Raw genomic sequence first — 24,474 nt, forward strand, 5'->3', positions numbered from 1 at the left:
GCCACCATCGCCTCCGCGACGGCCTTCCTCTACGCAGCCGCCGCCATGGTTCTTATCCGCCGCATCGCGCGAGCGTCATGAGTTCCGGGACGGACTCTGAATCCAATAGGCCTGACATTTATCTCGACCTTTCGAAAGGAATTTTGCTCAAAAATGAAAAGATTTTCGAGCCAATCGAGATTGACGCTTCTCAATACTTTATCGTTGAAAGTGCCCCGCTTGGACTTGCGCGTTTCTTGACAGTCTTGGCGACGATAACCGGCGCCGTTCAGACGCGTGCGGTGAAGTGGAGTAATTATATCGCCTGACCGACGGCATTCGCTTGGGAGCACATGGCGAAGCACCCTATCGCACTCCGTTTTTCCTGAAATGGCAGCTAAGACAGATCAGCAAGGAATCACCCGCATGGCCAAGGAATTCGCCGGCAAGCGCGTGATCGTCATGGGTGGCAGCCGTGGCATCGGGCGCTCGATCGCATTGGGGTTCGCAGCGCAGGGCGCGGCGGTTTCGATCTGTGCGCGGAATCCGGGACCGCTCGATGCGACGCGCCGGGAGATCGAGGCTCTCGGCGTGACGGCGCACGCGGCCAGCGTCGATCTCGCGGACGCAAAGGCGATCGAGGCCTATGTGCCGCAGGCAGTAGCCGCGCTCGGAGGCCTGGATGTGCTCGTCAACAACGCTTCCGGCTTCGGCCATGCGGATGACGAGGAGGGCTGGGCCGCCTCGCTGACCATCGACATGATGGCGATCGTCCGCGGCAGCCACGCGGCGGTCCCGCACATGAAGCCAGGTTCGTCGATCGTGAACATCTCCTCGATCTCGGCGCTGCGGGCCTCATCCCGCTCGGCGCCCTATGGCGCGATCAAGGCGGCCGTGATGCACTACACGGCGAGCCAGGCGAAGATGCTGGCGAAGCAGGGCATCAGGGTGAACGGCGTCGCCCCCGGCTCGATCGAGTTCCCCGGCGGGACATGGGAGGATCGGAAGACCTCTAACCCCGAGCTCTACCGGGCGACCCTTGCCAGCATTCCCTTCGGCCGGATGGGCAGACCGGAGGAGGTCGCCGAAGTCGTGCTCTTCCTCGCTTCGGACAAGGCGAGCTGGGTCACCGCCCAGACAATCGTGGTCGACGGCGGGCAGCTGGTTGGACCCTGATCCCGATTTGCCCAAGCGACAACAATGATTGACGTTGCGAAAGCCGAGGCTCACACCGACCGAGCGTTCCCAGGATGTCGAGCCGAGGAGATCGCATGGAATTCCTCCTGGTCCTGGCCTTCCTCGCCCTGTTCAGCCTGAGCGCGCTGGCGGGGCTGGCGCTGCGCAAGCGCCTGCACGAGCGCCATCTGACCAGCGAGAACATGGAGTCGATCAGGCTGGTGACCGGGCTGATGGTCACCTTCGCCGCGCTGATCCTCAGCTTGCAATTGTCGACGGCGCGGACGCATTACGACCTGACCAGCGCCCATCGCTCGGCCTATGCCGCGCGCCTCGCCAATCTCGACCAATGCCTGCGCGTGTTCAGGGCGGCGGCCGAGCCGACCCGGCTGAAGCTTCGGCAGTACACCGCCGCGGTGATCGCGAGCACCTGGCCGCGCGAGACAGCGCCCGAGGTCGCGGGCATGCCCGATCCGCGCGGCATGGCGGTGCGCGGCGAGGACAGCGGCCTGACCCGCTTGATAAACGCGATCGGCGCCGAGGTCGACGGGCTCGAGACCGCCGGGCTCGAACACTCGGCGGCCCGTTGCCGCGCCGCCTATGCGGCCGTTCCGGCGGCGAGGTGGAACGTCATCGAGGATGCGAACACGGCCTCGGGCGGATTCTTCGTCGGCATCGTCAGCTTCTGGCTCAGCCTGGTGTTCCTGAGCTTCGGCCTGCAGATCCCGCGCCGCGCGCTCAGCGCCGCCGTATTGGCGATCGGGGTGCTCTCGGTCTCCAGCATCATGTTCGTGATCGTCGATCTCAGCCTGCCCTATGAGGGCGTTTTTCACGTCTCCAGCGCGGCGATGCGCGATGCGCTCGCCGACATGGTGCGATAAGGAAGCGAAGTTCTCCGCGACCTCGCCGGCTCCTGCTGCGAGGGCTTGAAAGTAGGCGCATCGGATGCGTCAGCGCGCCGTCATGTGGCACGTACGGGAGATTGAGACATGAGAGGCCTCGTTCTTGGATTGTTGGTTCTTCTACATGCCTCAGGCGCGTTGGCCTGCAACGGTTTCCTCGGTGTGAATTATGCGGAAATCAATGCTCGGCAGATCCTCGTCGAAGGCCTGATCCGCTCGGTGCGCCCCGTTCGTCCTATCCGCGAAGCCGTTGTCGATCATGCCTTTGAGATCGAGGTTCGCTCGACGCTCAAGGGACCTGCGCTGCGATCATGGACGGTTTTGGTCACGATGCAGGGAGTCTACAGTGACTGGCCGGAAAAAGGGGCCGTGTATATCGGATTTGAGCTGGTGGACCCGTTTCATGGGGTCGGGCGCATTCGAGGGCATCGAGCGTGCCGACCTATTGGAATTGTGCGTGCAACTCCGGAGAATCTGAGAAAGATCGAAACGAATATTATCGAGGATTCCCGGTGGTGAGTATCGCGTTCCAGCGTCGAGACTTACCGCGTTCCTTTGAGTGACGTGTTGAAGCCGTGACCAGACATATGTCTGTATTCCCGCCGGCTCCCGCCGCGAGGGTCTGCAAGGCGAGCGCAACCCAAGGGGTGCGCGGGGTCCGGTCGCGGCGGCCTTTCGCCGCCATGGCGAATGTCGATGTCGAAGTGTCGAAGCGGCAAATGCTCGCCGCTGCCGAACCCCGCGCGCGGTTCTCTTGAAGGTGCCTCGCCGTGCCATCGGGTCGGGCAGACCCGGCTTCGCCCGGCGAGGCTCCTCCGCCATGCTTGGTGGAGCATGCTCTGATCGGAAAAGTGGTGCCCACTTTTCCGGACCATGCCCCCAGCCCGCGACGGCTGTTCAAGGCGGACACCGCTCTCCCGCCCGGCCGCACGACGCCTCGCGACAGCCCCCTTGGTCGGGCGGGACGGAGAGAGAATACGACAGGTTTCGGGAGCGGGGATTGATTGGAGAGTTGTCCCCGCGGCGATGGGTCGCCGCACGCCGTCATGCTCGCCCTCGTGGCGAGCATCCACGTCTTGAATCACAGTCTTGGACCAGCGAAGCTAAGACGTGGATGGTCGGGACAACAAGCCCGACCATGACGGAAAGGGCGCGGGAAACCCTCTTCTTCCAGGAGGGGTTCCAGGCTGTGCCTAGTTCTCCGCCCTTAGCGCCTCGGCCAGAAACCCCGCCAGCGCCTTGACCGCCGGCGTCGGACGGCCCGGCGCGAGATGCAGCGCGATTTCGGAGGCCGGCAGCGAAGGCAGCCCTTCCGCCTCGCCGAGCAGGCGCAGGCCTTCCCGCGCCGTGCCGGCCTTGACCACGGTCAGCGCCGCACCGGCGGCAGCGACAGCCTCGACCGCGCCGATGCTGGAGGAGGAGAACAGGATGCGCCAGGGCCGGCCGGCCTCGTTGAGCGCCGCGAGCGCCCATTCGCGGTACATGTTCGGCGCTTTCAGAAGCGCCAAAGGCAGCGGTCCTGCAGGAGGGAAATCGTGTCGGTCGGACCAGGCCCAGGCGGTGCGCTCGGCCCGCAGCACCTCGCCGCCGCCGTCGCCCGCCTTCTGCGTCGCCAGGACGAGGTCGAAGGCTTCGCCGAGGCTGCCGATCAGGTCGCGGGTGAAGCCGGTGGTGACCTCGAGCTCGACTTCGGGATGGGAGCGGGCGAAACGGGCGAGCGTCTCCGGCAGCACGATGGTGGCGTAGTCGTCCATCACCGCGAGCCGGACGCGGCCCGACACGCTCTGGGCCCGGACGACGTCGAGCGCCTCGTCATGCAGCGCGACGATGCGGCGGGCATAACCGAGGAAATCCTCGCCGGCGCGCGTCAGGAGGACCTCCTGCGGCGAGCGCTGCAGCAGGGTCTGGCCGGCGATCTCCTCGAGCTTGCGCACCTGCGTCGAGATGGTCGACTGCGTGCGATTGAGTGCAGCGGCGGCGCGGGTGAAGGACCGCAGTTCCGCGATGGTGACGAAGGAACGCAGCAGGTCGATATCTATATTGCGCAGTGCCGTCACCCCGTTCTCCCTCCGCCCTCATCCTGAGGAGGGCGCGTAGCGCCTGTCTCGAAGGATGCTCCAGCTTGCCACTCGAGCCTCCTGGAGCATCCTTCGAGACGCGATCCATTCGGATCGCTCCTCAGGATGAGGGCTGAGTTTCCATTCGGCTTGCAAGGTCTTTCGCGCCCGCAGCATGGACGGCGCCGATCATCCAAATCGAATAATTCAATTTTGGCTGGCCGGGCACGCCCGCTAGCTATAGGGCGAGCCCTTCTGTTCGGACGTAGCGTCAACGAGGTCAAGCATGCCGAGGCTGAGATCCGCCACCACCACCCATGGCCGCAACATGGCCGGCGCCCGCGGCCTCTGGCGCGCCACCGGCATGAAGGATTCGGACTTCGGCAAGCCGATCATTGCGGTGGTGAACTCGTTCACCCAGTTCGTGCCGGGCCATGTCCACCTCAAGGACCTCGGCCAGCTCGTCGCGCGCGAGATCGAGAAGGCCGGCGGCGTCGCCAAGGAATTCAACACAATCGCGGTCGATGACGGCATCGCGATGGGCCATGACGGCATGCTCTATTCGCTGCCCTCGCGCGAATTGATCGCCGACAGCGTCGAATACATGGTCAACGCCCATTGCGCCGATGCGATGGTCTGCATCTCCAATTGCGACAAGATCACGCCCGGCATGCTGATGGCGTCGATGCGTCTGAACATCCCGGTCGTCTTCGTCTCGGGCGGGCCGATGGAGGCCGGCAAGTACATCGCCGAGGGCGTGCTGAAGAAGGTCGACCTCGTCGACGCCATGGTCGCCGCCGCCGACAGCAGGTATTCTGACAGCGAAGTCGAGGTGATCGAGCGCTCGGCCTGCCCGACCTGCGGCTCCTGCTCGGGCATGTTCACCGCCAATTCGATGAATTGCCTGACCGAGGCGCTTGGCCTCGCGCTGCCTGGCAACGGCTCGACGCTGGCGACCCATGCCGACCGCAAGCGCCTCTTCGTCGAGGCCGGGCACCTGATCGTCGACATCGCCAAGCGCTACTATGAGCAGGACGACGAGAGCGTGCTGCCGCGCAATGTCGCGAGCTTCAAGGCCTTCGAGAACGCGATGACGCTCGACATCTCGATGGGCGGATCGACCAACACGGTGCTGCACCTGCTGGCGGCGGCGCATGAGGCGCAGATCGACTTCACCATGGCCGATATCGACCGGCTCTCGCGCAATGTGCCGGTGCTGTGCAAGGTCGCCCCGGCCGTCGCCAACGTGCACATGGAGGACGTCCACCGCGCCGGCGGCATCATGGCGATCCTCGGCGAGCTCGACCGCGCCGGCCTGATCGACACCTCGCTGCCGACCGTGCACAGCGCGACGCTGGGCGAGGCGCTTGAGCGCTGGGACATCAGGCAGACGCAGAGCGAGGCGGTGCGCTCCTTCTACAGCGCCGCGCCCGGCGGCGTGCCGACGCAGACCGCCTTCAGCCAGGACCGGCGCTATGAGGAGCTCGACCTCGATCGTGAAAAGGGCGTGATCCGCGAGAAGGCGCATGCGCATTCGCAGGATGGCGGCCTCGCCGTGCTCTACGGCAATATCGCGCTCGACGGCTGCATCGTGAAGACGGCCGGCGTCGACGCCTCGATCCTGACCTTCTCGGGCACGGCGGTGATCTTCGAGAGCCAGGATGCGGCTGTCGAGGGCATCCTGAACCGCAAGGTCAAGGAAGGCGACATCGTCCTGATCCGCTATGAGGGGCCGCGCGGCGGGCCGGGCATGCAGGAGATGCTCTATCCGACGAGCTATCTGAAGTCGAAGGGCCTCGGAAAGGCCTGCGCGCTGGTCACCGACGGGCGCTTCTCCGGCGGCTCCTCGGGCCTGTCGATCGGCCATGTCTCGCCCGAGGCGGCCGAGGGCGGCGCGATCGGCCTGGTCGAGAGCGGCGACGTGATCGAGATCGACATACCCAGGCGCAGCATCGTCCTCAAGGTTTCCGACGAGGAGCTGGCGCGCCGGCGCGCCGCGATGGAGGCCAGGGGCAAGGACGCCTGGAAGCCGGCGGCGCCGCGCAAGCGCAAGGTCTCGACCGCGCTGAAAGCCTATGCGGCGCTGGCGACCAGCGCGGCCAAGGGAGCGGTGCGGGCGATCGACTGAGCCGACCCGAGCCAGCGGAGGCCCCGGCATGAGCGAGCTCTGGGGGGTGGTGGCCGCGGCGGCGTCGAGCGCGCTTGGAGGAACCTCCATCGCCGCGACGCGCTATCTCGTCGGCCATCTCGATCCCCTGGCGATCGGCTCCTTCCGCTTCGGCATCGGCTGCCTGTTGCTCGCCCCGGTCGCCCTGCTCGGCGACCGGCGCTGGCCCGAGCGCGGCGACTGGCTCCAGACCGCCGGGCTCGGCCTGCTCTTCTTCGCGCTCTTCCCGATCCTCTTCAACGCCTCGCTGATCCATACGAGCAGCGCGCGCGGGGCGCTGGCTCTCTCGACCCTGCCGCTGCTGTCGCTGGTCGTCGTCGCGGCGCTGGGGCGCGAGCGTTTGACAGCGCGCAAGACCGCCGGGGTGCTGATAGCGATGGCGGGCGTCGGCTTCGCGCTGCTCTCAGGGCTTGCTGATGCGCCGCCGCAGGCCTGGCGCGGCGATCTCCTGATGATCGCGGCGGCCTTGTGCATGGCGCTCTATGGCATCTGGTCGAAGCCGGTGATCAGCCGCTGCGGCCCGATCCCGTTCACGACGGTCGCGATGGCGGTTGGCGCTGCGGCGCTGATCCTGATCTCGCTGGTGCGCGGCAGCTTCGATGCGGTGGCGCAGTTTGCCATCCCGCAATGGTCGGCGGCGCTCTATCTCGGCGTGATCGGCGCCGCGCTGACCTTCTATCTCTGGGCCTTCGCCTTGGGGAAGGCATCGCCGACCAGCGTCGCGGTCACCGTCACCGTGAACCCGGTCACGGCTTCGCTCGTGGCCGCGGCCGTGCTGAACGAGCCGATCGGCTGGAACCTCGCGGTCGGGATCGTGGTCGTCGGCATCGGCATCTGGCTCGCGACCACGGATGGGCGCAACGCGCCTCTCAGCGGCCGCTAAGGGGACCCAGCGTCACATCTTCGCCACGGATCGTCCGGACAAAAGCCGCATCGACAAATCGACGTGCCGGCGCGGCAGAGCGCTGGCGCGCGGATTCTGGAGGTGGCCTTGCCGGCGTTCCTGATCGCAGCCCTGCTCTGGCTCGGGCTTCTCTCACCTTCGATCGCGCAGGCGCCGCCGGCCACCCTCTCCGACAATGCCGAGTCGATTGCGGTGGTGATCGGCAACAAGATCTACAAGCAGACCAGCACGGTCGACTTCGCCCATAACGACGCCGAGGCGATCAAGGCCTATCTCACCGGCACGCTCGGCTTCCGCGAGCAGAACGTCTTCCTGCTGAAGGACGCGACGCTCGGCGAACTCACCCAGATGTTCGGCAGCGAGGCCAATCCGCAGGGCGGCAAGCTCTGGCGCAGCGCGGTCGAAGGGCGTTCCAACGTCTTCGTCTACTATTCCGGCCATGGCGTGCCTGATCTCGCCACGCGCCAGCCCTTCCTCTTGCCGCAGGACGGCAATCCCAATGCCAGCGAGAGCGGCTATGCGCTGCAGACGCTCTACCGGAACCTCGAGCTGGTGCGGCAGAAGATCGGAGCGCAGCGCCAGCTGATCGTGATGATCGACGCCTGCTTCACCGGCGAGACCGGGCGCAAGGGCGAGAGCCTGCTTGCCGTCTCGGCGCCGGGGTTCACCCCGGCCAAGCCGCGCACGGGCGGTGGCATCGTCAAGCTGGTCGCGACCTCCGGCACGACGCCGGCCAACTGGGACGAGACCCAGAAGCTCGGCCTGTTCACCAGCCGCTTCCTGATGGGCGCTGCCGGGCTGGCGCGTCCGGCTGGCGCGCCCGAGACCGGGCCGCTCGCCTGGTCCGATCTGCAACGCTACCTCAAGGACAGTGTCGAGGCCGCGGCCCGGCGCGACAGCGGCCGCGAGCAGGCACCGGAGATCGACCTCGCCTCGATTGCGCTGCCGGTGGCGCAGCCGGTGCCAGCTGTGGCGCGCGCCGTCGCACTGGCGCGGGACGAGGCCAGCTGGCAGCGGGCCAAGGCGGCGGGTGAGCGAAGCGCGCTCGAGGGTTACGTCGCGCGCTGCGGCGAGACCTGCCAGTACCGCGAGGCGGCGATGGCGCTGTTGCTTGAAAAAAGCCGCAGTGGCGAGGCCGCCACCGACGAGCAGAACTGGGTCAGGCTCGGGGGCTCCGGGCGCTACGAGGACTATCTCAAGGGCTGCGGCACGGTCTGCGCCTATCGTTCGCTGGCGGAAGGCTATCTCGGCCGCACCGACGCCTCGCGCGATCCGCGCGTGCAGGACTGCGACGAGCTCGCCGGCGATCCCGCCGATCCCGACCGGCGCGAGGGCGTCAAGGGCGTGAAGTTCGCGCGGATCGATGCGCGCGCCGCGATCGCGGCCTGCAAGCAGGCGGCGGAGTCGCAGCCGCAGATCAGGCGGCTCTCCTATCAGCTCGGCCGCGCCTATGACAAAGCCGAGCGCTACAAGGACGCACTGGCTGCTTACGACAAGGCGGCCGATGCCGGCAGCGCCGCGGCGATGAACAATCTCGGTGCGCTCTACGAGAACGGCCAGGGCAGCAAGGTCGACCTGCAGAAGGCCTTCGGCCTCTATGAGCAGGCCGCCGGCACCGGCAACGCCATCGCGATGAGCAATGTCGGGCGCATGCTGCAATATGGCCGCGGCCGGGCGCGCGACGAGGCGGCATCCTTGCGCTGGTACCAGAAAGCGGCGGAGGCGGGCGACGCCTTCTCGATCGCCAAGCTGGTGCCGGCCTATCTCGAAGGGCGTCCGGGCTTCCCGAGGAATCCGCAGAAGGGGTTCGACCTGTTCCGCCAGGCCGCCGACAAGGGCGACCCGATCGCGATGGTCTCGATGGCGACGCTGATCGACAACGGCTTCGGCTCCTACTTCCCCGGCACGAGTTCGCTGCAGATGCTGATGAAGGCGCTGGCGAAGGGTGAGGCCGGCGCGGCGGCGATCTCGTCGAGCGACGTCTCCGAGCAGAAGCTGAAGCCGGACACAATTCGGGCCTTGCAGCGGGCGGCGCAGAAGGCCGATCATTACAGCGGCGCGATCGATGGCCGCTTCAACCCCGTTTTCGTGCGGGCGCTGGACGGCTATGCGCGCTCGCTGGAGCAGGAGCACTAGAACCCGGCCGTGAGCGGTTTGCTGCGCAGCCTTTTCGTCACCGGACTGCTCGTCTCCGGAGCCGGCGCCGCGCGCGCCGATGCGCTGTCGGCCTGGCTCGACACCATCGCCGCCTGCGCCGGCAAGCGCGATCTCTCGCTGGCCGTGGTCGGCTTCGATGCCGGCCAGCAGGTCTTGTCGCGCACGCAGGCCGACGAGGTGCGCCTCGCCATCGAGAGCCGGCTGCAGAGCGAGGGGCGGGTGAGGCTGGCGGCGAGCGCCGACGTCGTCCGCATCAAGACGCTGCGCGACAGCCTCAACCTGCAGAAGCCGGGCGAAGCTGAGGCGCAGCTCCGGCGGGCGTTCGACGGCGATGCCAGCGTCTTCTTCACCGAGCCGGCGCGGCAGGAGGACAAGGCGAGCTTCCGCCTGCAGGCGATCACGAAGACGGGTGACTGCAAGGCGACGAGCGAGCCGGTCGAGATCGCGATCAGGACCAAGCCCGGCGTGGTCGATGTCGACCAGGTCATGAGCCGGGCGGTCGATAATTTGGTGCGCGCCGCGCCCGACCTCCGGCGGGTCGATATCTGCCCCTTCGCCGCGGCGAGCGGCTACAGCACCTGCAGCGCCGCGCTCGGCGAGCGGTTGCTGCTCGCGCTCGATGCCGAGTCACGCTCGGACGATCGCGTCCTGCGCGCCCGGCCACTGGACATCCGCAAGGCCGCGCCAGGACAATGCGCTGCTTCCAGCGGCGAGATGACGGCACATGGCCGCTTCGCCAGGGATCGCGACGGCCAGAGCTGGATGGAGCTCGAATTCCGCCGCGGCGATGCCGTGGTGGCCCCGACCGGGCGCAATCGCATTCCGGTCGAGGGACTAGGCTGCGACCCGGCGGTCAGGCCTTTCCTCGAGCATGTCGCCGCTACAGCCGGCTCGGACCGGGCGCGGCTCGCGCTGCTGCCGGCGGCCTCGCCCTTCGCCAAAGGGCGGCGGCTCGATGTCCGCATCGAGGGCAAGGCGGGCACGAAACTTTATTGCTGGGTGCTGGACTCGGATGGCACCGCCTCGGTCGTGCTGCCGGTTCGCGGCGGGGAGGGCCGGAGCGTGCTGCGCGCCGGCGGCCAGTCCTATCCCTATGATTTCGGGCTGACCGACATCGTGCTCGACGCCGCCTTCGAGAACCTCTTCGCCTGCTTCGGCACCGACGCCGAGCTGCCGGGAGCCTTGCGCGAGCGCTGGCTCAGGGCGGCGCCGAGCACGAGCGACGATGCGGCGATCCTGGCGCCCGACGAGGTGCTTGACCTGATCGAGAAGTTGCGGGCGGTACCGGGCGTGGTGGAAGCGACGGTGCCGATCGTGGTGCGCTGACGCAGCATCCTACGCTTGGTCATCCCGGACGCAGCGAAGCGGAGAGCCGGGATCCATGTCTGAGCCTCACTGATAAACGTTCAGGCATGGGTCCCGGTTTCCCTCCGGTCGCCCGGGACGACCGGTCAGTTTCAAGCGCTCCCTTGTTTTCTTCCCTAGGCTCAAGCACCTAAGAGAGATGCACCGTCGTCTCGTCTTCGAGGAGCCGATTTCGCGCGCGGCGATCTGGAGCCGGCGGCTGGCCCTGTTCGGGCTGACGGTCGTCGCGCTGGCCGTGCTGCTCTTCCGCTCCGGCCAGCCCTCGGTCGAGCGGCTGGCGCCGATCGCCGGCGCCTATGTCTTCGTGCTGCTGGCCTTCCTGCTGGCGCTCGCCGCCTTCGTCCGGATCTGGCAGGAGGGGCATCGCGGCGTCGCCATCGCCGTGCAGGCCTTCCTGCTCTGCCTGCTGCTGCTGGCTCCGGTCGCCTATGGCGGTTTTCAGCTCGCGACCCTGCCGCTCATTGCCGATGTCTCGACCGATATCGACGAGCCGCCGGCCTTCAGTCGTTCGCGCGTGGCGCTTGGCGCCAGAGGCGGGATCGTGCCGCCCGATGTTCCGGCCGAGCGGCGCAAGGCGCAGCGCCAGGGCTATCCTAAGGCCGTGCCGATCGTGCTCGAACTGCCGGCCGAGATCGCCTACGACATCGCCCGTAAGGCCTGCGTCAACCTCGGCTGGCAGGTACTGGAGGGCGCGGCGCCGGGCGGGCGCAGCGGGGCGGGGCGGCTCGACGCCGTGGCGCGCTCGCGCGTACTGCGCCTCTATGACGACATCACCATCCGCATCCGGCCGCGCGCCGACGGCAGCCGCATCGACATCCGCTCGGCCTCGCGGCTGGGCGGCTTCGATTTCGGCGCCAACGCCAGGCGCATTGCGGCGTTCGAGGAAGAGGTGAAGCTGCTGGTGGAATTGCGCTGAGCGGCATCGCCGTCATTGCGAGCACAGCGAAGCAATCCATGAGACTTAGAGCACTGCCACCTCTGGATTGCTTCGTCGCTATTCTCCTCGCAATGACCGTTGAGCCTCAGGCCAGCCGGTAGCGGCTCGCCAGCAACGGCGATGCATCGTTACAGAGCACCACGCCGCGCTCGACCAGATCCTCAAGCTGCGCCAGCACCGAGAGCGAGGCGGCGCCTAAGAGGCGAGGCGGCAGTTCCTGATAGATCGGTGGCACCATCTCGGCGATCGTCTCGTCGCCGGCCTGCAGACGGCTGAGGATTGCCGCCTCGCGCAGGCGCCGATGCTGAACCAGCCCGCGCAGGAAGCGCTGCGGCTCGCGCACCGGGCCGCCATGGCCCGGCCAGTAGAGCCGGTCCTCGCGGACGCGCAGCTTCTCGATCGAGGCCATATAGGCGACCATCGAGCCGTCGGGCGGGGCGACGATCGTGGTCGACCAGGCCATGACATGGTCGCCCGAAAACAGGGTGTTCTCTTCCGGAAGGGCGAAGGCGAGGTGGTTGGCGGTGTGGCCGGGCGTCTCCAGTGCCTCAAGCGTCCAGCCCGGGCCGGAAACGGCGTCGCCCTCGGCCATGATCAGATCGGGCGCATAGTCCCGGTCGGCTGAGGCGTCGAGCGGGTTGATCTCGCCCAGCACCAGTTCGCGCGCCGGCCGATGCAGGCCGCAGCCGACGATGCGCGCCCCGGTCGCCGCCTTCAGCTCCCGCGCTGCCGGGGAATGGTCGCGGTGGGTGTGGGTAATGACGATGTCGGTGACGGTCTCGCCGGCGATCGCCGCCAGCAGACGCTCGACATGGCCGGGATCGTCCGGGCCGGGATCGATGATCGCGATGCGCCCGCGGCCGACGATGTAGCTGCAGGTGCCGGTGAAGGTCATCGGCCCGCCATTGCCGGCGATCAGGCGACGCACCAGCGGCGAGAGCTGCACGAGTTCGCCCGAAGCCGCGCCAGGGTCGCGGTCGAAGTCGAGCGGCTCGTCGGTCTCGGGAGTGGGGCTGGTCATCTGCACATCCAGAAGCGGGCATGATCGCCGGCTTGTCGGCCGGCGGGCCATTTCCTATAGACGAACGAGCCGGGCGTCGACGGCCCGAAGAAGAAGGACGAGATCCGATGGCCGAGACGCTGCCACTGCCCGCCACCTCCATGGTCAACGCGGCTCTGCCGGCCCTGTCGGGTCCGCGCAGCCGAGTCCTGCGCAATGTCGGCCTCGCCGTCGTCGGCAGCCTGCTGATCATTGCCGCCGCCAAGGTCAAGGTGCCGTTCTGGCCGGTGCCGATGACGCTGCAGACGCTGGCGGTGCTCGGCCTCGGCGCCGCCTATGGCGCGCGCCTTGGCGCTGCGACGGTCGCGCTCTATATCGCCTATGGCCTGTTCGGCCTGCCGGTCTTCACCAACACCCCGCCGGTCGCGGCCGGCCCGCTCTATCTGCTCGGACCGACCGGCGGCTTCCTCATCGGCTTCGTCGCTGCGGCTGCGATCGCCGGCTGGGCCGGCTCGCGCGGCGCCTCGCTCTGGCGCCTCGCCGGCGGCGTGGTGCTGGCCGAGATCGTGCTGATGGCGTTCGGCTTCGCCTGGCTGGCGCTCGGGGCGCAGATGGCGAGCGGAGCGACCGGTATCGGCTTCGCCAAGGCCTGGGCCGCCGGCGTGCAGCCCTTCCTGCTCGGCGACCTGATCAAGGCGGCGCTGGCGGCGAGCCTGGTCGGCGCCGGCTGGTCGGTGCTGAAGCGCCGCGGCTGAACTGGTCGACACCGCAGAATCCGAGCCGGGGCATAGCCCCGGCTTTTTTGTTGCCTGGAAATGACGCGGAGCGTCAGCCTGCCGGCTTCTGGCCGGTGCAGACCTTCTTCACCGGCTGCAGGAACATGTCGAGCTCCATCATGTTGCCGCAGCGGTCGCAGCCGGCGAGCAGCATGGTGAGGCCGAGGACGGCGATGAGGCGGAAGGCGGATGTCATGCGAGCGCGGCTCCAGATTGCGGCGCGAGCATAACGAAGCGTCTCACCGCGCGCCACCGCACCGCTTGTGCATGCTGAGGCAGGCGGGCGATCGGTTCACGCATCAACTCGACAGGTCCGGGCGTTGCCTTTACAGGAGACTCAACCTATGCGTGCTTAAGCAATTTGAATTTGCGACTAGAGGCTCGATCCGAGTCCGCAGTGAACGCCTGTTCATAGTAATCGATCCCGTTTACCGGTTGTAAAGCGCCGCAGTTGCACTCTTAAGATGATTTCTTGACTGCGGATCGAATGCCGGGGGGCACGCGATGCGTGAAATCGGCTTCGGCTTTATGTTCAGCCTGGCCATGGCTTTGGCGGCTTTCCTCGTGGCGGCCTGGCCGGTTCCGGGACAACCGATCGCGGCCTTTTTCCCATCGGGAACGTCCCAACCCGACATGGCGCGCGCCATCGCCAAGGCGGGAGGCAGCATCCTCCAACTGGACGCCGGTGCAGCTGTCGCGATCAGCGTCGGCGACGCGCGCGATTACGCGACATCCCTTTATCGGGCGGGCGCCTGGCTCGTCATCGACGGTTCACTGGCTCAATCATGCATCCGTCAGGCAAGGAATCTTTCGAATGGGTGAGGTCGAGCGGCTCCGCGCACGATTCGCCAGGCTCCTCATTGCGCTCCTGTGGGCGAATGTCGCGCTGCTCCTGATCGGAACGCCGTCTGGCGGGCCGGCTCAGGCGAACCTGACGGCGATGGGCGCCGCGCTGGCGATCATGGGCACATTGGCTTGGCGGATTGACCGGATCGGCTGGGTCACGCGCCAGGTCACCAGCGTCGTGCTCGTCGGCCAAGTCATGCTCCTGGTCTACGCCTTCGCCGGCCACCCCTATCAGGCCGACCTTCACATGTATTTCTTCGCCATGCTGGCGGTGCTGGCCGGCTGGCTCGACTGGCGCATCTTCCTGCCTGCGACGCTGGCGATCACCGTTCACCATCTCGCTCTCAGTTTCGTCTATTCCGCGGGGGTCTTCCCCGGTGGCGGTGATTTGCGCCGGGCGTTGTTGCATGGTGCCATCGTCACCGTCCAGGCGGGGGCGCTGAGCTGGATCGTCTGGGCGCTGCGGCTGGCGGTGGAAGCGTCCGAGCGCGAGCGCAGCGAGGCCCAGACGGCCAGGGCGGTCGCCGACGAAGCGCGCCGGGATGTCGCGGAAACGACGGCGCAAGCTGCGAGTGAACGGCGCCGGATGCTCCACGACCTCGCCAATGAATTCGAACGCAATATCGCCGCGATCGCGCGGGCGGTGATCGCCTCGATCTCGTCGTTGCGGGCGGCTTCGCAACAGATGCGTGACGGCGCCGCGGAAGTGTCGCAGCGCTCGACGGCCGCCTCGGAGGCGTCGCGGCAATCGTCCTCGAACGTCATCGCCATCACCGCGGCGACGTCGGAACTGGCCGATTCCTTCACCGAGGTCGACCGTCAGGTGAACGAGGCCTCCCGCCTCGTCGGCGACACGACGCAGCAGGCGCTCACCGTGCTCGACCGTGTCGGCGATCTCTCGCGCAAGGTGCACGAGATCGGCAACGTGACCAATGTCATCTCGACCATTGCCCGGCACACCAACCTCTTGGCCCTCAACGCCTCGATCGAGGCCGCCAGGATCGGCAGTATGGGCGGCGGCTTCGCCGTCGTCGCGCACGAGATCAAGGGTCTCGCCGACGAGACCTGGCGTGCGACCGAGCAGATCCAGAGCCAGATCGACGCGATCGGCGTGTCGGGTGCCGATGCGGTCCAGGCGATCGATGCGATGACGGCGACGATCGAGACGCTCAACCAGATTTCGCGCGCGGTTGCGATCGTCGTCGAAAAGCAGAATGTCGCGACCGCGGGAATTGCCGAGAACGTCAGGCGCGCCGCCAGCGAGACGGTGACGGCCGGGGGGCATATCGACATCGTCAATCGCGTCGCTGGAGAAACCGGCGAAGCCGCGCATCATGTCGCCGATTCAGCCGATGCGCTGGCGCGCCAGTCGGCCGATCTCGATACTGAAGTGGCGCAGTTCCTCGGGCGGATTCGCGCTGCCTGAGACAGATTATCTACTGCGGTGGCACCTTCTCCGCCGCTTCAGGCCGGTACTGAAATGCGCTACTGCGCCTCCAGCACGAGTTCCAGCGTCATCAGCACCGGATTGTCGCCGCGCCGAAGCGCGCCTTGCGCCATGCCGCCGGTATAGTCGACCAGCGCGATGGCGAGCGCCGCTTCTGGCTTGCCGTCCATGCCAGGGGCGACATGGCCTGCGGTGATCGCGATCTCGGTGGCAAAAGGTTCGATCGAGCGGCCATCGGCGAAGCGGGCGCCGATGGTCGAGCCGACGCCGCCATGGATGACGGCGTGGGCGATGCCACGCTCGGCGCAGAATTCTTCCAGCGCGGTGAAGACGTCGCGGTTCGGCCGTAGCCGCAGCACGAAGAACCGGCCGGCGGCTTCTGCGCCAGTGCTTAGCCGCTCCGCCGGCATGAACAGCTTGAAATTGGTCTCTGGGTCATGGCCGGCGACGAAGCCGGCGCCATCCAGCCCGACTGCATCGACGCTGATAGGTTCGGCCAGGAAGCTCTGGTCCGGCAGGATATGGCCGCCATTGTGCCTGCCATGGGCCTCGCGCCAGAGCGCGTGGCCGTGGAAGAACGGCGCGCCGTCGCGCTCGCCGAAGGTCAGCGCTCCCGTCTCGATCCGGGTCACGCCCTCCGGCCGGAAGGTCTCGCTGTAGAAGGCGGCATGCTCCGGCGTGGCCGACAGCGCCGGCATGACATAGGCGAAGGGTGCCAGCGGCAGTCCCGCCGGCAGGCGCAGCACACCGCTGGAAAAGCCCTGCGCCGCGAAGGCCTCTGCGATCGCGTCGAGCAGCAGACCGGGCTTTAGCTCCAACGAGAGCTTGCGACCGTGCGCCTCCAGCCATTGGATGCGCTCGGGCTCGGCCGGCCCCGGCTGCTGGATCGTCCTCACGCCGAAGCCCCCGGCGCGCGCACGAAGTCGAGCAGGCCGCGCTTCTCCAACTCGTCGCGCACCAGCCGCTTGGGCACCTTGCCATAGCCGGATTTCGGCAGCTCCTCGAAGAAGAAGAAGCGCTTCGGCATCTTGTAGCGCGGGATCTTCTCGGCGAGGTAGCCCGCCAGCTCATTCTCGTCGACAGGGCTGCGCGCGACGCAGACGGCGACGCCAATCTCGCCCCAGACCGCATCGGGCACGCCGAGGACCGCGGCTTCCGCGATCGCCGGATGCGTCAGGATCTTCTCCTCGATCTCGCGCGGATAGATGTTCGAGCCGCCGGAGATGTACATGTCCGAGGCTCGGCCGGTGATGTAGACGAAGCCCTGTTCGTCCATATGGCCAAGGTCGCCGGTGCGGAACCAGCCATTGCGGAAGGACTTCGCATTGGCCTCGGGGTTCTCGTAATAGCCGGCGAAGACGGCCGGGCCGATCACGCAGATCTCGCCGGTCTCGAAGGGTTTGAGCTCTTCGCCCTCGTCGTTCTGGATCGAGACCTGGATGCCGGTGCGCTCGACGCCGCAGCTGCCGATGCGCGCCGCCGGCCCGTCCTCTTCCTCGTGCAGATGGGTCGGCAGCACCGTGATGTTGCCGGTGACCTCGCCGAGGCCGAAATACTGCACCAGCACCTTGCCGAGCTTCTTCAGCGCCGTCTTCTGGTCCTCGCGATACATCGGCGCGCCGGCATAGATGACATGGCGCAGGCTGGAATGATCGTGCTGATCGACGGCCGGATGCTCGACCAGCATCTTCAGGATCGTCGGCACCGTGAAGATATTGGTGACCCGGTGCTTTTCGATCAGCCGGAAGGCTTCGTCGATGTCGAAGCGCTCGGTCGGCAGCAGGATCGAGGGCGCGCCGCGCGCCGACAGCACGAGCTGGTGCACGCCGGCGCCATGCGAGAGCGGCGCGACCACGAGCGAGGCGTCGGCTTCCGTCGAGCCCGGCACGAGGTCGGCGAGATGGTTGGTGATGACGAAGCCCATCTGGCCATGGGTGAGCACCGCCGCCTTGGAGCGTCCGGTGGTCCCCGAGGTGAAGAAGAACCAGCAGGGATCGTCGCGGTCGACGACGGCGTCCGGCACGCGGCTGCCCTGATGCGCGGCGATCGCCTCGGTCAGCGTCGTCTCGCCGAAGGCGCCCGCGCCGATCCGCCAGGTAAACTGCAGCGCCTTGCTTTCCTTGGCGACCGCCGCGGCATGATCGGGGAAATCGCCATGGCAGAGGAAGCCCCTGGCGCCCGAGGAGGTCGCGAGCCAGGCGACCTCGTCCGGCATCAGCCTAAAATTGGTCGGCACCCAGACGGCGCCCAACCGGAAGGCGGCGAACATCGAGACGAACATCTCGTCGCAATTCTTCGAGTGGACGAGGATGCGGTCGCCCTTGCCGATGCCGCGCGCCGCCAGCGCAGCGCAGAGCGCATGTGTCGCCGCATCGAGCTCGGCCCACGTCCAGTGCCGCTCTCCCCAGATCAGCCCGGGCCGGTCGCCGAAGCGGCGGGCATTGCGCGTCAGGACATGCGCGAGGTTCATTACCCGTGTCGTCACGGGCTTTTGCCCACCGGTCGGGCCGGTATTCGCAGCGCTCGTCATGGCGTCGTCTCCGCTGTCCTGATCTCGTCTTGCGCCGGCCTCGCTTGCCGCCGGTCGAGCATGGCGGCGATCCTCGCCTCGACTTGCCGTGCCTCGTGGCGCAGCAGGGCGGCGAGCTCTTCCTGGCGCTGCTTCTGCATGCGCGTTTCGATCGCGGCGATGCTGAGCGCTCCGGCGATACGTCCGTCGGGATAGCGCACGCCGACGCCGATGCCCCAGGAATTGGTGACGATGCGGCCGGGATTGAGGGCATAGCCTTGCGCCCGAGCCAGTGCGATGTCGGCGATGAGCTGCGCCGGCGAATAGGCCGGATAGCGGGCGGCGAGGATGGCACCATTGGCCTCGATCATCGCCGTGGCTTCGGCGTCCGGCATCAGCGCCAGCATGGCGAGCGAGCCGGCGCCGACCCCGAGCGGGTGCTGGTCACCGGCCTGGAGGGCGTGGGTGCGCACCGGCCAGGTGCCTTCCTCGCGATGCAGGCAGATGACGAAGCGGTCGCGCCGGATCGAGAAGAAGCTGGTGTCCTGCGTCGTGTCCGAGAGCGCCCGCAGGCTGGGCATGGCGAGGTCGAGCAGGCCGTGGCGCTGGCCGCAGAGCAGGCCGAGGACGAAGGCCTCCTCGCCGAGATGGTAGCGCCGCGTGCGCGCCTCCTGCTCGACGAGGCCCGCCCGCATCAGCGCCAGCAGCAGGCGCCGGACGGTCGGCTTGTTCAGGCCGCTCTCCTCGACGATCTCGCTGAGCGGCAGGCCCGATGCGCTCTCGCGGCCGACGAGCGCCAGCAATCGCAAAGCGCGGTCGACACTCTGCGAGCCTGACAGATCGGGCGTCGATAGGGCCTCGGGCTGCATTTCCTCGATCGCATTTGGGTCCATGATGCGGACCTCTCATCTGCTTAAAGGTGTAGATGGCAGCGTCTGCGATTGCAACAGCGGTCGATCCGTGTATGTTCCAGCCGGAACGAGCGAGGCAATTCGCCATAATATGGACCCGTCAGGCTGGCGGGCGGATGGGAGGAGCGGCCCTTATGGCCGAGACAAGCACGGGCGCGGCCGCTGGCGCGCATGCCAGCGCAAACTCTAGCGACGGCGTCGCCGCGGTCCTGGAGAGTCTCGACCATACCCCGAAGCGCGTCGGCTCGGCGCTGGTGCGTCCGCTCGAGGTGATCGCCGCGTGCCTGCTCGTCGCCATCGTCACGCTTCTGCTCGCCGGCGTGACCTCGCGCTATGTCCTGTCGATCCCGGTGGTCTGGATCGACGAGGCCGCCTCGATCTGCTTCCTCTGGCTCGCCATGCTCGGCGCCGCCATCGCGATCGACCGCAATGAGCATCTGCGCCTGACGCTGTTCGTCGGCATGCTGCCCGAGCGCCTGCGCGGTCTCGCCCACGCTTTCGGTCTGCTCGCGGTCGCGACCTTCCTCGCGGTGATGACCTGGCCGGCGATCGACTATGTCATCGAGGAATCCTACGTCACCTCGGCGGCGCTCAACATTCCCTCGAGCTATCGCGTCTCGGCGATCGCCTTCGGCATCATCGCCATGCTGGCGCTGGTGCTGACCTATGCGGTCCGGACCTGCACGCTGCGCGATCTCCTGATCTCGGCTGCGGTGATCGGCCTCGTCGCGGCCGCCTTCTTCCTGCTGACGCCGGTGTTCAAGACGCTGGGCTACGTCAACATCGCCATCTTCCTGCTCGGTGTCGTCGGCCTCTGCCTCGTCGCCGGCGTGCCGATCGCCTTCTGCTTCGGGCTGGGGGCGCTCTGCTTCCTGTCGTTCAGCACCAGCGTGCCGATCTTCGTGATGATCGGGCGCATGGACGAGGGCATGTCGAGCCTGATCCTGCTTTCGGTGCCGATCTTTGTGCTGCTCGGCTGCGTGCTCGACTCGACCGGCATGGGCAAGGCGATCGTCGACTTCCTGGCTTCGCTGCTGGGCCATGTCCGCGCCGGCATGTCCTATGTGCTGCTCGGCTCGCTCTTCCTGGTCTCCGGCATTTCCGGCTCCAAGGTCTCCGACATGGCGACGGTGGCGCCGGCCCTGTTCCCTGAGATGAAGCGGCGCGGCTATCAGCCCAGGGAACTGATCGCGCTGCTCTCGACCGGCGCAGCCATGGCCGAGACGGTGCCGCCCTCGATCGTGCTGATCGTGCTCGGCTCGGTCGCCGGCGTCTCGATCGCCGGGCTCTTCACCAACGGCCTCGTCGTCGCGACCGTGCTGCTGCTCGTGCTCGCCATCCTGGCGCGCTGGAAGGCGCGCGGCGAAATGCTGAAGGGCGTGCGCCGTGCGCCTTTCACCGTGATCTGGAAGACGGCGCTGGTCGCGGCGCCCGCGCTCGTCCTGCCCTTCCTGATCCGCAGCGCGGTCGGCGGCGGCGTCGCCACCGCGACCGAGGTCTCGACGATCGCCGTGCTCTACGCGCTGATCGTCGGCATCATCCTCTATGGCGGCATCAGCTGGCGCACCTTCTATGGCATGCTGGTCGAGACCGCGGCGCTCTCGGGTGCGATCCTGCTGATTTTGGGCACCGCCTCGGCGATGGCCTGGGCCCTGACACAGACCGGTTTCGCCCGCGACCTTGCCACCGCGATGTCGCATCTGCCCGGCGGCTGGATCAGCTTCATGGCGGTGACGGTCGTCGTCTTCATGATCCTCGGCTGCGTGCTCGAGGGCCTGCCGGCGATCGTGCTGATGGCGCCGCTGATGTTCCCGATCGCCAAGAGCCTCGGCATCAACGATGTCCACTATTCGATGGTGGTGGTCACCGCGATGAACATCGGCCTGATGACCCCGCCGATCGGCATCGGCTTCTACATCGCCTGCAAGATCGGCAATGTCGAACCGGACGAGGCGATGGGCGCGATCTGGCCCTATCTGCTGGCCTTGCTCGCCGGCCTTGCCATCATCGCCTATGTCCCGTCCTTCTCGACGATGTTCCTGTGATGGGCAGGGCCGGTACGTCGCCCTCTCCTGCGAGCCCTCATCCTGAGGAGCCATGCCGGAGGCATGGCGTCTCGAAGGATGTTTCAGATGTCTGCGGAGCCTCCTGGAGCATCCTTCGAGACGCCGCTCCGCGGCCCCTCAGGATGAGGGCTGAATGGGGCATGCCAGTTCGGTATGGCCGCCAGCCATCGCGATCAGTTGCCCAAGCGGTATGTGCCGCGCCAGCATGACCAAAACGCCTTCATGCGCCCGCTCAGGGGCGCGCTGACCAATGAAGAACCTTCAGGGAGGAAAGACCATGTCGATCTCACGCCGCACGATCCTGCAGGGCGCCACCGCCGCCGCCACGATTGGCACCTTCTCGGTGGCCCGCGCCCAGACGCCGGAATTCACCTATAAATACGCCAACAACCTGCCGCTGGCGCATCCGATGAACGTGCGTGCCGCCGAGGCGATGGAGAAGATCAAGGCCGAGACCAATGGCCGGGTTGTCATCCAGATCTTCCCGAACAACCAGCTCGGCTCCGACACCGACATGCTGAACCAGGTCCGCTCCGGCGGCGTCGAGTTCTTCACGCTGTCGCCGCTGATCCTGTCGACCCTGGTGCCGAACGCCTCGGTCAGCGGCATCGGCTTCGCCTTCCCGGACTATGACGCGGTCTGGAAGGCGATGGACGGCGAACTCGGCGCCTATGTGCGCGGCCAGATCGCCAAGGCGAACCTGCATGTCCTCGACAAGATCTGGGACAATGGCTTCCGCCAGATGACCTCGTCGAAGGGCCCGATCAACTCGCCCGCCGACCTCAAGGGCTTCAAGATCCGCGTGCCGGTCTCGCCGCTCTGGACCTCGATGTTCAAGGCCTTCGACTCGGCCCCGGCCAGCATCAACTTCGCCGAGGTCTACACAGCGCTGCAGACCAAGATCGTCGATGGCCAGGAGAACCCGCTTGCGATCATCGCGACCGCCAAGCTGTTCGAGGTCCAGAAATACCTCTCGCTCACCAACCATATGTGGGACGGCTTCTGGTTCCTGGCCAATCGCCGTGCCTGGGAGCGCCTGCCGCAGGACCTGCGCACGATCGTCGCCAAGAACATCGACGCCGCGGCTTTGCTGGAGCGCGCCGACGTCGCCAAGCTCAATGCCGGCCTGCAGGCGGAGCTGACCTCGAAGGGCATGGTCATCAACCAGACCAAGGCCGACGAATTCCGGGCCACGCTGCAGAAGGCCGGCTTCTACGGCGAGTGGAAGGGCAAGTACGGCGACGAGGCCTGGGCGATCCTGGAGAAGGCGGTCGGCGGCAAGCTGGCCTGAGGTCTTCGGACGACCGAACCACTGCCGTCATGGTCGGGCTTGTCCCGACCATCCACGTCTTGATCGAGGACGGTGGTAAAGACGTGGATGCTCGGCACAAGGCCGAGCATGACGGAGCGCGGTCCTCGCCTTCGCGTCATTGCGAGCGAAGCGAAGCAATCCAGGATGGCTTGCGCTGTCCTTTCTGGATTGCTTCGTCGCTTTCGCTCCTCGCAATGACGACTGGGCCTCAGCCACCCTTCTTCGCGCCCTTGCCCGGCTCGCTGAAGTCGAGCTGCTTCTGCAGGCCAAGCTGGACGACGAAGGCCGGCACTGCCTCCAGGCCCGTGTCCTTGGTCCTGCGCCAGGCCGCCGATGCGGTCGCGGTCATGCCGTTGCCGAGGCCGCGGGCATAGTCGAGCCCGATGCTCGAGGTCCGCGTCTTTGCATCGAGCCCGAGATAGTCCTCCAGCTTCTGCCGGAGGCTCAGCGAGAGCGCGTTGGTGTCGTTGAAGCGGGCGGTGAGCTTGCCCTCGTGCTGGGTCACAAGGTTGATTACCGCGAAGGGCAGGGTGGTGTCCTCGACCGTGCGGCCCGAGGACAGATCGAGCGTCAGCCACTCATTGGGAATGCGCAGCTTCGCCGTATAGAGCAGCGTCTTCTCGTTCTCGAATTCCTTGTCCGGGAAGATGATCTGCAGCGGCGAGAGCGAGGCCTCGAAGCTTGCGCCCTTGAGCGAAGTCGAGACGAACAGGTTCGGCTGCAGCCGGTAATTGTCGCGGCGCAGGCCGAGATAGTCGATGCCGTTGGTGAAGCGGGTCCGCGACGCCATGAAGGAGACGCCGATCTCGGTGTCGCCCTGGCGCCAGGCGATGCCGGGCGTGATGCCGAGCGTCGCGAGGTTCTCGTCCTGCGGCAGGAAATCGCCATGGGCGAAGACGTTGCGCTCGTTCAGCGCGGCAAGCCGCGCCTCGGCATTGGCGAAGAGCCTGAAGGAGCCGAGGCTGAGATTGAGCCGCTCGCGCCAGGTCAGGCTGCTGCGGCGGCGCGACCAGGTCTGCTCGTTCTCGAGCGCGAGCGAGGATTGCAGGGTGAGGTTCTCGCCAATGCCGGTCGCGTGCTTCAGCGTCAGCGTGTGCTGCCGGCTGGCGGCGAGCTGGCGCGGATCGTATTGGGTATCGATGAGCAGCAGGTCGAGCCCGTAGCTGTCCTGCATCGTGCCGCGCAGATAATTCCAGCTCGCGAAGCCCGTCAGTGTCGGGCTGCCCTTCTCGCCCTTGCTGTTGGTCGGGCTGGAGTCGAAGCCGCCGCGCAATCCGACGACGGCGGTGGAGACCAGAGTCTCAGCCGTATCGTCTCGGGCGACGGCCGGCACGGCGTTGAGCAGGGCGCAAAAGAGCGCGAAGACTGAGCCGACAGCACGCATGAACATTACCCCTCTCAGTAGAGAGTAGCTGATTATGCCTAATGCAGCGTTAATATAGCTAAGTTATCGAATGTAATTTGGAGAATAGATCTCAGATAATAAGCGATTATCTGGGAGAATTGGGTTGATGTATTGGGAGCGGTGCCGGTTAAGGCTAGCAAGTATGGTTAATGATGTGTATAGGTTGCGTTCAAAATAAAATACAACCAAAACGTGCATATCGCTTCGATGCCCGGAGCGAGTGCAGGGAGAGAAAGATGAAATACGCAATTGTTCTTGCCTCGATCGCCGCCTTTTCCGTCACGCCCGCCCTCGCCGGCGGCAAGGGTGGGCGCGGCGGCGGCCTTCTCGGCGGTGTCGTTACCTCGGTGGCGTCGGTCACGGCTGCCGTCTCCAACGTCAAGGTGCTCAACAACGTCTCGGTCCTGAGCGGCAACGGCATCCTGAACGGCAACAAGGTCAGCGTCGGCCGCGGCGGCATCGGCATCGGCAATGGCGGGCATGGCTGCGGTTGCAACTGACCCCTGACGAGAGCCGGCGGACCATGCGGCGCAGAGGAAGGTGAGAAGAGGGGCGCTG

General features: G+C 66.7%; 22 protein-coding genes. 15 read left to right on the plus strand and 7 right to left on the minus strand.

All coding sequences use genetic code 11. The features are described from left to right. The 4 genes from ACFPOB_RS18850 to ACFPOB_RS18865 all read left to right on the plus strand — a co-directional run. Positions 1–308: hypothetical protein (locus tag ACFPOB_RS18850; protein ID WP_377799904.1), on the plus strand; the 308-nt coding region annotated here is incomplete at its 5' end. Positions 309–405: 97 nt separating this feature from the next. Continuing rightward, positions 406–1,155, plus strand: a complete 750-nt coding sequence (locus ACFPOB_RS18855; RefSeq protein ID WP_377799905.1) for an SDR family NAD(P)-dependent oxidoreductase — start codon at positions 406–408, stop codon at positions 1,153–1,155. A 95-nt stretch (positions 1,156–1,250) separates the two neighbouring features. After that, on the plus strand, positions 1,251–2,036 hold the full coding sequence (locus ACFPOB_RS18860; protein ID WP_377799907.1) for a bestrophin-like domain: 786 nt from the start codon (positions 1,251–1,253) through the stop codon (positions 2,034–2,036). Between the two features lie 108 nt (positions 2,037–2,144). Next, positions 2,145–2,576 (plus strand): hypothetical protein, encoded by a 432-nt coding sequence (locus tag ACFPOB_RS18865; RefSeq protein ID WP_377799908.1) that lies wholly within the window; start codon positions 2,145–2,147, stop codon positions 2,574–2,576. 674 nt (positions 2,577–3,250) lie between these two features. Here the strand turns inward: ACFPOB_RS18865 and ACFPOB_RS18870 are convergent. Next, positions 3,251–4,114: a LysR substrate-binding domain-containing protein gene (locus ACFPOB_RS18870; RefSeq protein WP_377799909.1), complete on the minus strand. Its 864-nt coding sequence runs from the start codon at positions 4,112–4,114 to the stop codon at positions 3,251–3,253. 286 nt (positions 4,115–4,400) lie between these two features. Here ACFPOB_RS18870 and ilvD point away from each other — a divergent pair, with 286 nt between their 5' ends. The 5 genes from ilvD (at position 4,401) to ACFPOB_RS18895 (ending at position 11,623) form a co-directional block, all read left to right on the plus strand. Continuing rightward, positions 4,401–6,242 (plus strand): dihydroxy-acid dehydratase, encoded by a 1,842-nt coding sequence (gene ilvD / locus ACFPOB_RS18875; protein WP_377799910.1) that lies wholly within the window; start codon positions 4,401–4,403, stop codon positions 6,240–6,242. 28 nt (positions 6,243–6,270) lie between these two features. After that, positions 6,271–7,164 (plus strand): DMT family transporter, encoded by an 894-nt coding sequence (locus ACFPOB_RS18880; protein ID WP_377799911.1) that lies wholly within the window; start codon positions 6,271–6,273, stop codon positions 7,162–7,164. Between the two features lie 102 nt (positions 7,165–7,266). Beyond that, complete coding sequence (locus ACFPOB_RS18885) at positions 7,267–9,321, plus strand: caspase family protein (RefSeq protein ID WP_377799912.1); 2,055 nt, start codon at positions 7,267–7,269, stop codon at positions 9,319–9,321. A 9-nt stretch (positions 9,322–9,330) separates the two neighbouring features. Then, the gene (locus tag ACFPOB_RS18890; protein ID WP_377799913.1) at positions 9,331–10,668 is read left to right on the plus strand and encodes a hypothetical protein; all 1,338 of its coding nucleotides are present in this window, start codon (positions 9,331–9,333) and stop codon (positions 10,666–10,668) included. A gap of 178 nt (positions 10,669–10,846) precedes the next feature. Continuing rightward, positions 10,847–11,623, plus strand: a complete 777-nt coding sequence (locus ACFPOB_RS18895; protein WP_377799914.1) for a DUF1499 domain-containing protein — start codon at positions 10,847–10,849, stop codon at positions 11,621–11,623. 106 nt (positions 11,624–11,729) lie between these two features. Here the strand turns inward: ACFPOB_RS18895 and ACFPOB_RS18900 are convergent, their stop codons facing one another. Then, complete coding sequence (locus ACFPOB_RS18900; protein WP_377799915.1) at positions 11,730–12,665, minus strand: MBL fold metallo-hydrolase; 936 nt, start codon at positions 12,663–12,665, stop codon at positions 11,730–11,732. Between the two features lie 107 nt (positions 12,666–12,772). Here ACFPOB_RS18900 and ACFPOB_RS18905 point away from each other — a divergent pair, with 107 nt between their 5' ends. After that, on the plus strand, positions 12,773–13,399 hold the full coding sequence (locus ACFPOB_RS18905; RefSeq protein WP_377799916.1) for a biotin transporter BioY: 627 nt from the start codon (positions 12,773–12,775) through the stop codon (positions 13,397–13,399). A 73-nt stretch (positions 13,400–13,472) separates the two neighbouring features. On the opposite strand, the gene ACFPOB_RS18910 is transcribed toward ACFPOB_RS18905, so the two are convergent. After that, complete coding sequence (locus tag ACFPOB_RS18910; protein WP_377799917.1) at positions 13,473–13,616, minus strand: hypothetical protein; 144 nt, start codon at positions 13,614–13,616, stop codon at positions 13,473–13,475. A gap of 308 nt (positions 13,617–13,924) precedes the next feature. Between ACFPOB_RS18910 and ACFPOB_RS18915 the strand changes: the two genes are divergently transcribed. Both ACFPOB_RS18915 and ACFPOB_RS18920 read left to right on the plus strand, forming a co-directional pair. After that, positions 13,925–14,242 carry a hypothetical protein gene (locus ACFPOB_RS18915; protein ID WP_377799918.1) on the plus strand — a complete coding sequence of 106 codons (318 nt, stop codon included), beginning with the start codon at positions 13,925–13,927 and terminating at the stop codon, positions 14,240–14,242. Next, the gene (locus ACFPOB_RS18920; protein WP_377799919.1) at positions 14,235–15,692 is read left to right on the plus strand and encodes a methyl-accepting chemotaxis protein; all 1,458 of its coding nucleotides are present in this window, start codon (positions 14,235–14,237) and stop codon (positions 15,690–15,692) included. Before ACFPOB_RS18915 ends, ACFPOB_RS18920 begins: the two co-directional genes overlap by 8 nt. A 59-nt stretch (positions 15,693–15,751) precedes the next feature. Here ACFPOB_RS18920 and ACFPOB_RS18925 read toward each other — a convergent pair whose 3' ends face one another. Genes ACFPOB_RS18925 through ACFPOB_RS18935 form a run of 3 tightly spaced genes read right to left on the minus strand, consistent with a single transcriptional unit; the run spans position 15,752 to position 19,115 of the window. Continuing rightward, a complete protein-coding gene (locus ACFPOB_RS18925; RefSeq protein ID WP_377799920.1) occupies positions 15,752–16,609 on the minus strand; it encodes a PCC domain-containing protein in 858 nt (285 codons plus the stop codon). Beyond that, positions 16,606–18,243 (minus strand): acyl-CoA synthetase, encoded by a 1,638-nt coding sequence (locus tag ACFPOB_RS18930; protein WP_377799921.1) that lies wholly within the window; start codon positions 18,241–18,243, stop codon positions 16,606–16,608. Before ACFPOB_RS18930 ends, ACFPOB_RS18925 begins: the two co-directional genes overlap by 4 nt. Beyond that, positions 18,240–19,115 carry an IclR family transcriptional regulator gene (locus tag ACFPOB_RS18935; RefSeq protein ID WP_377799922.1) on the minus strand — a complete coding sequence of 292 codons (876 nt, stop codon included), beginning with the start codon at positions 19,113–19,115 and terminating at the stop codon, positions 18,240–18,242. The genes ACFPOB_RS18930 and ACFPOB_RS18935 overlap by 4 nt, the downstream gene beginning before the upstream one ends. A gap of 152 nt (positions 19,116–19,267) precedes the next feature. On the opposite strand from ACFPOB_RS18935, the gene ACFPOB_RS18940 reads away from it, so the two are divergent. Further along, positions 19,268–21,178 (plus strand): TRAP transporter large permease, encoded by a 1,911-nt coding sequence (locus ACFPOB_RS18940; RefSeq protein ID WP_377799923.1) that lies wholly within the window; start codon positions 19,268–19,270, stop codon positions 21,176–21,178. 298 nt (positions 21,179–21,476) lie between these two features. Then, positions 21,477–22,490, plus strand: coding sequence for a TRAP transporter substrate-binding protein (locus tag ACFPOB_RS18945; protein ID WP_377799924.1), 1,014 nt, complete (start codon positions 21,477–21,479; stop codon positions 22,488–22,490). Positions 22,491–22,719: 229 nt separating this feature from the next. Here ACFPOB_RS18945 and ACFPOB_RS18950 read toward each other — a convergent pair whose 3' ends face one another. Beyond that, entirely contained in the window at positions 22,720–23,901 is a 1,182-nt protein-coding gene (locus tag ACFPOB_RS18950) for a hypothetical protein (RefSeq protein ID WP_377799925.1), read from the minus strand. Between the two features lie 251 nt (positions 23,902–24,152). On the opposite strand from ACFPOB_RS18950, the gene ACFPOB_RS18955 reads away from it, so the two are divergent. Further along, positions 24,153–24,416 carry a hypothetical protein gene (locus tag ACFPOB_RS18955; protein ID WP_377799926.1) on the plus strand — a complete coding sequence of 88 codons (264 nt, stop codon included), beginning with the start codon at positions 24,153–24,155 and terminating at the stop codon, positions 24,414–24,416. Positions 24,417–24,474 lie beyond the last annotated feature (58 nt).

It is taken from the genome of Allobosea eneae (assembly GCF_042657265.1).
Taxonomy (GTDB): domain Bacteria; phylum Pseudomonadota; class Alphaproteobacteria; order Rhizobiales; family Beijerinckiaceae; genus Allobosea; species Allobosea eneae.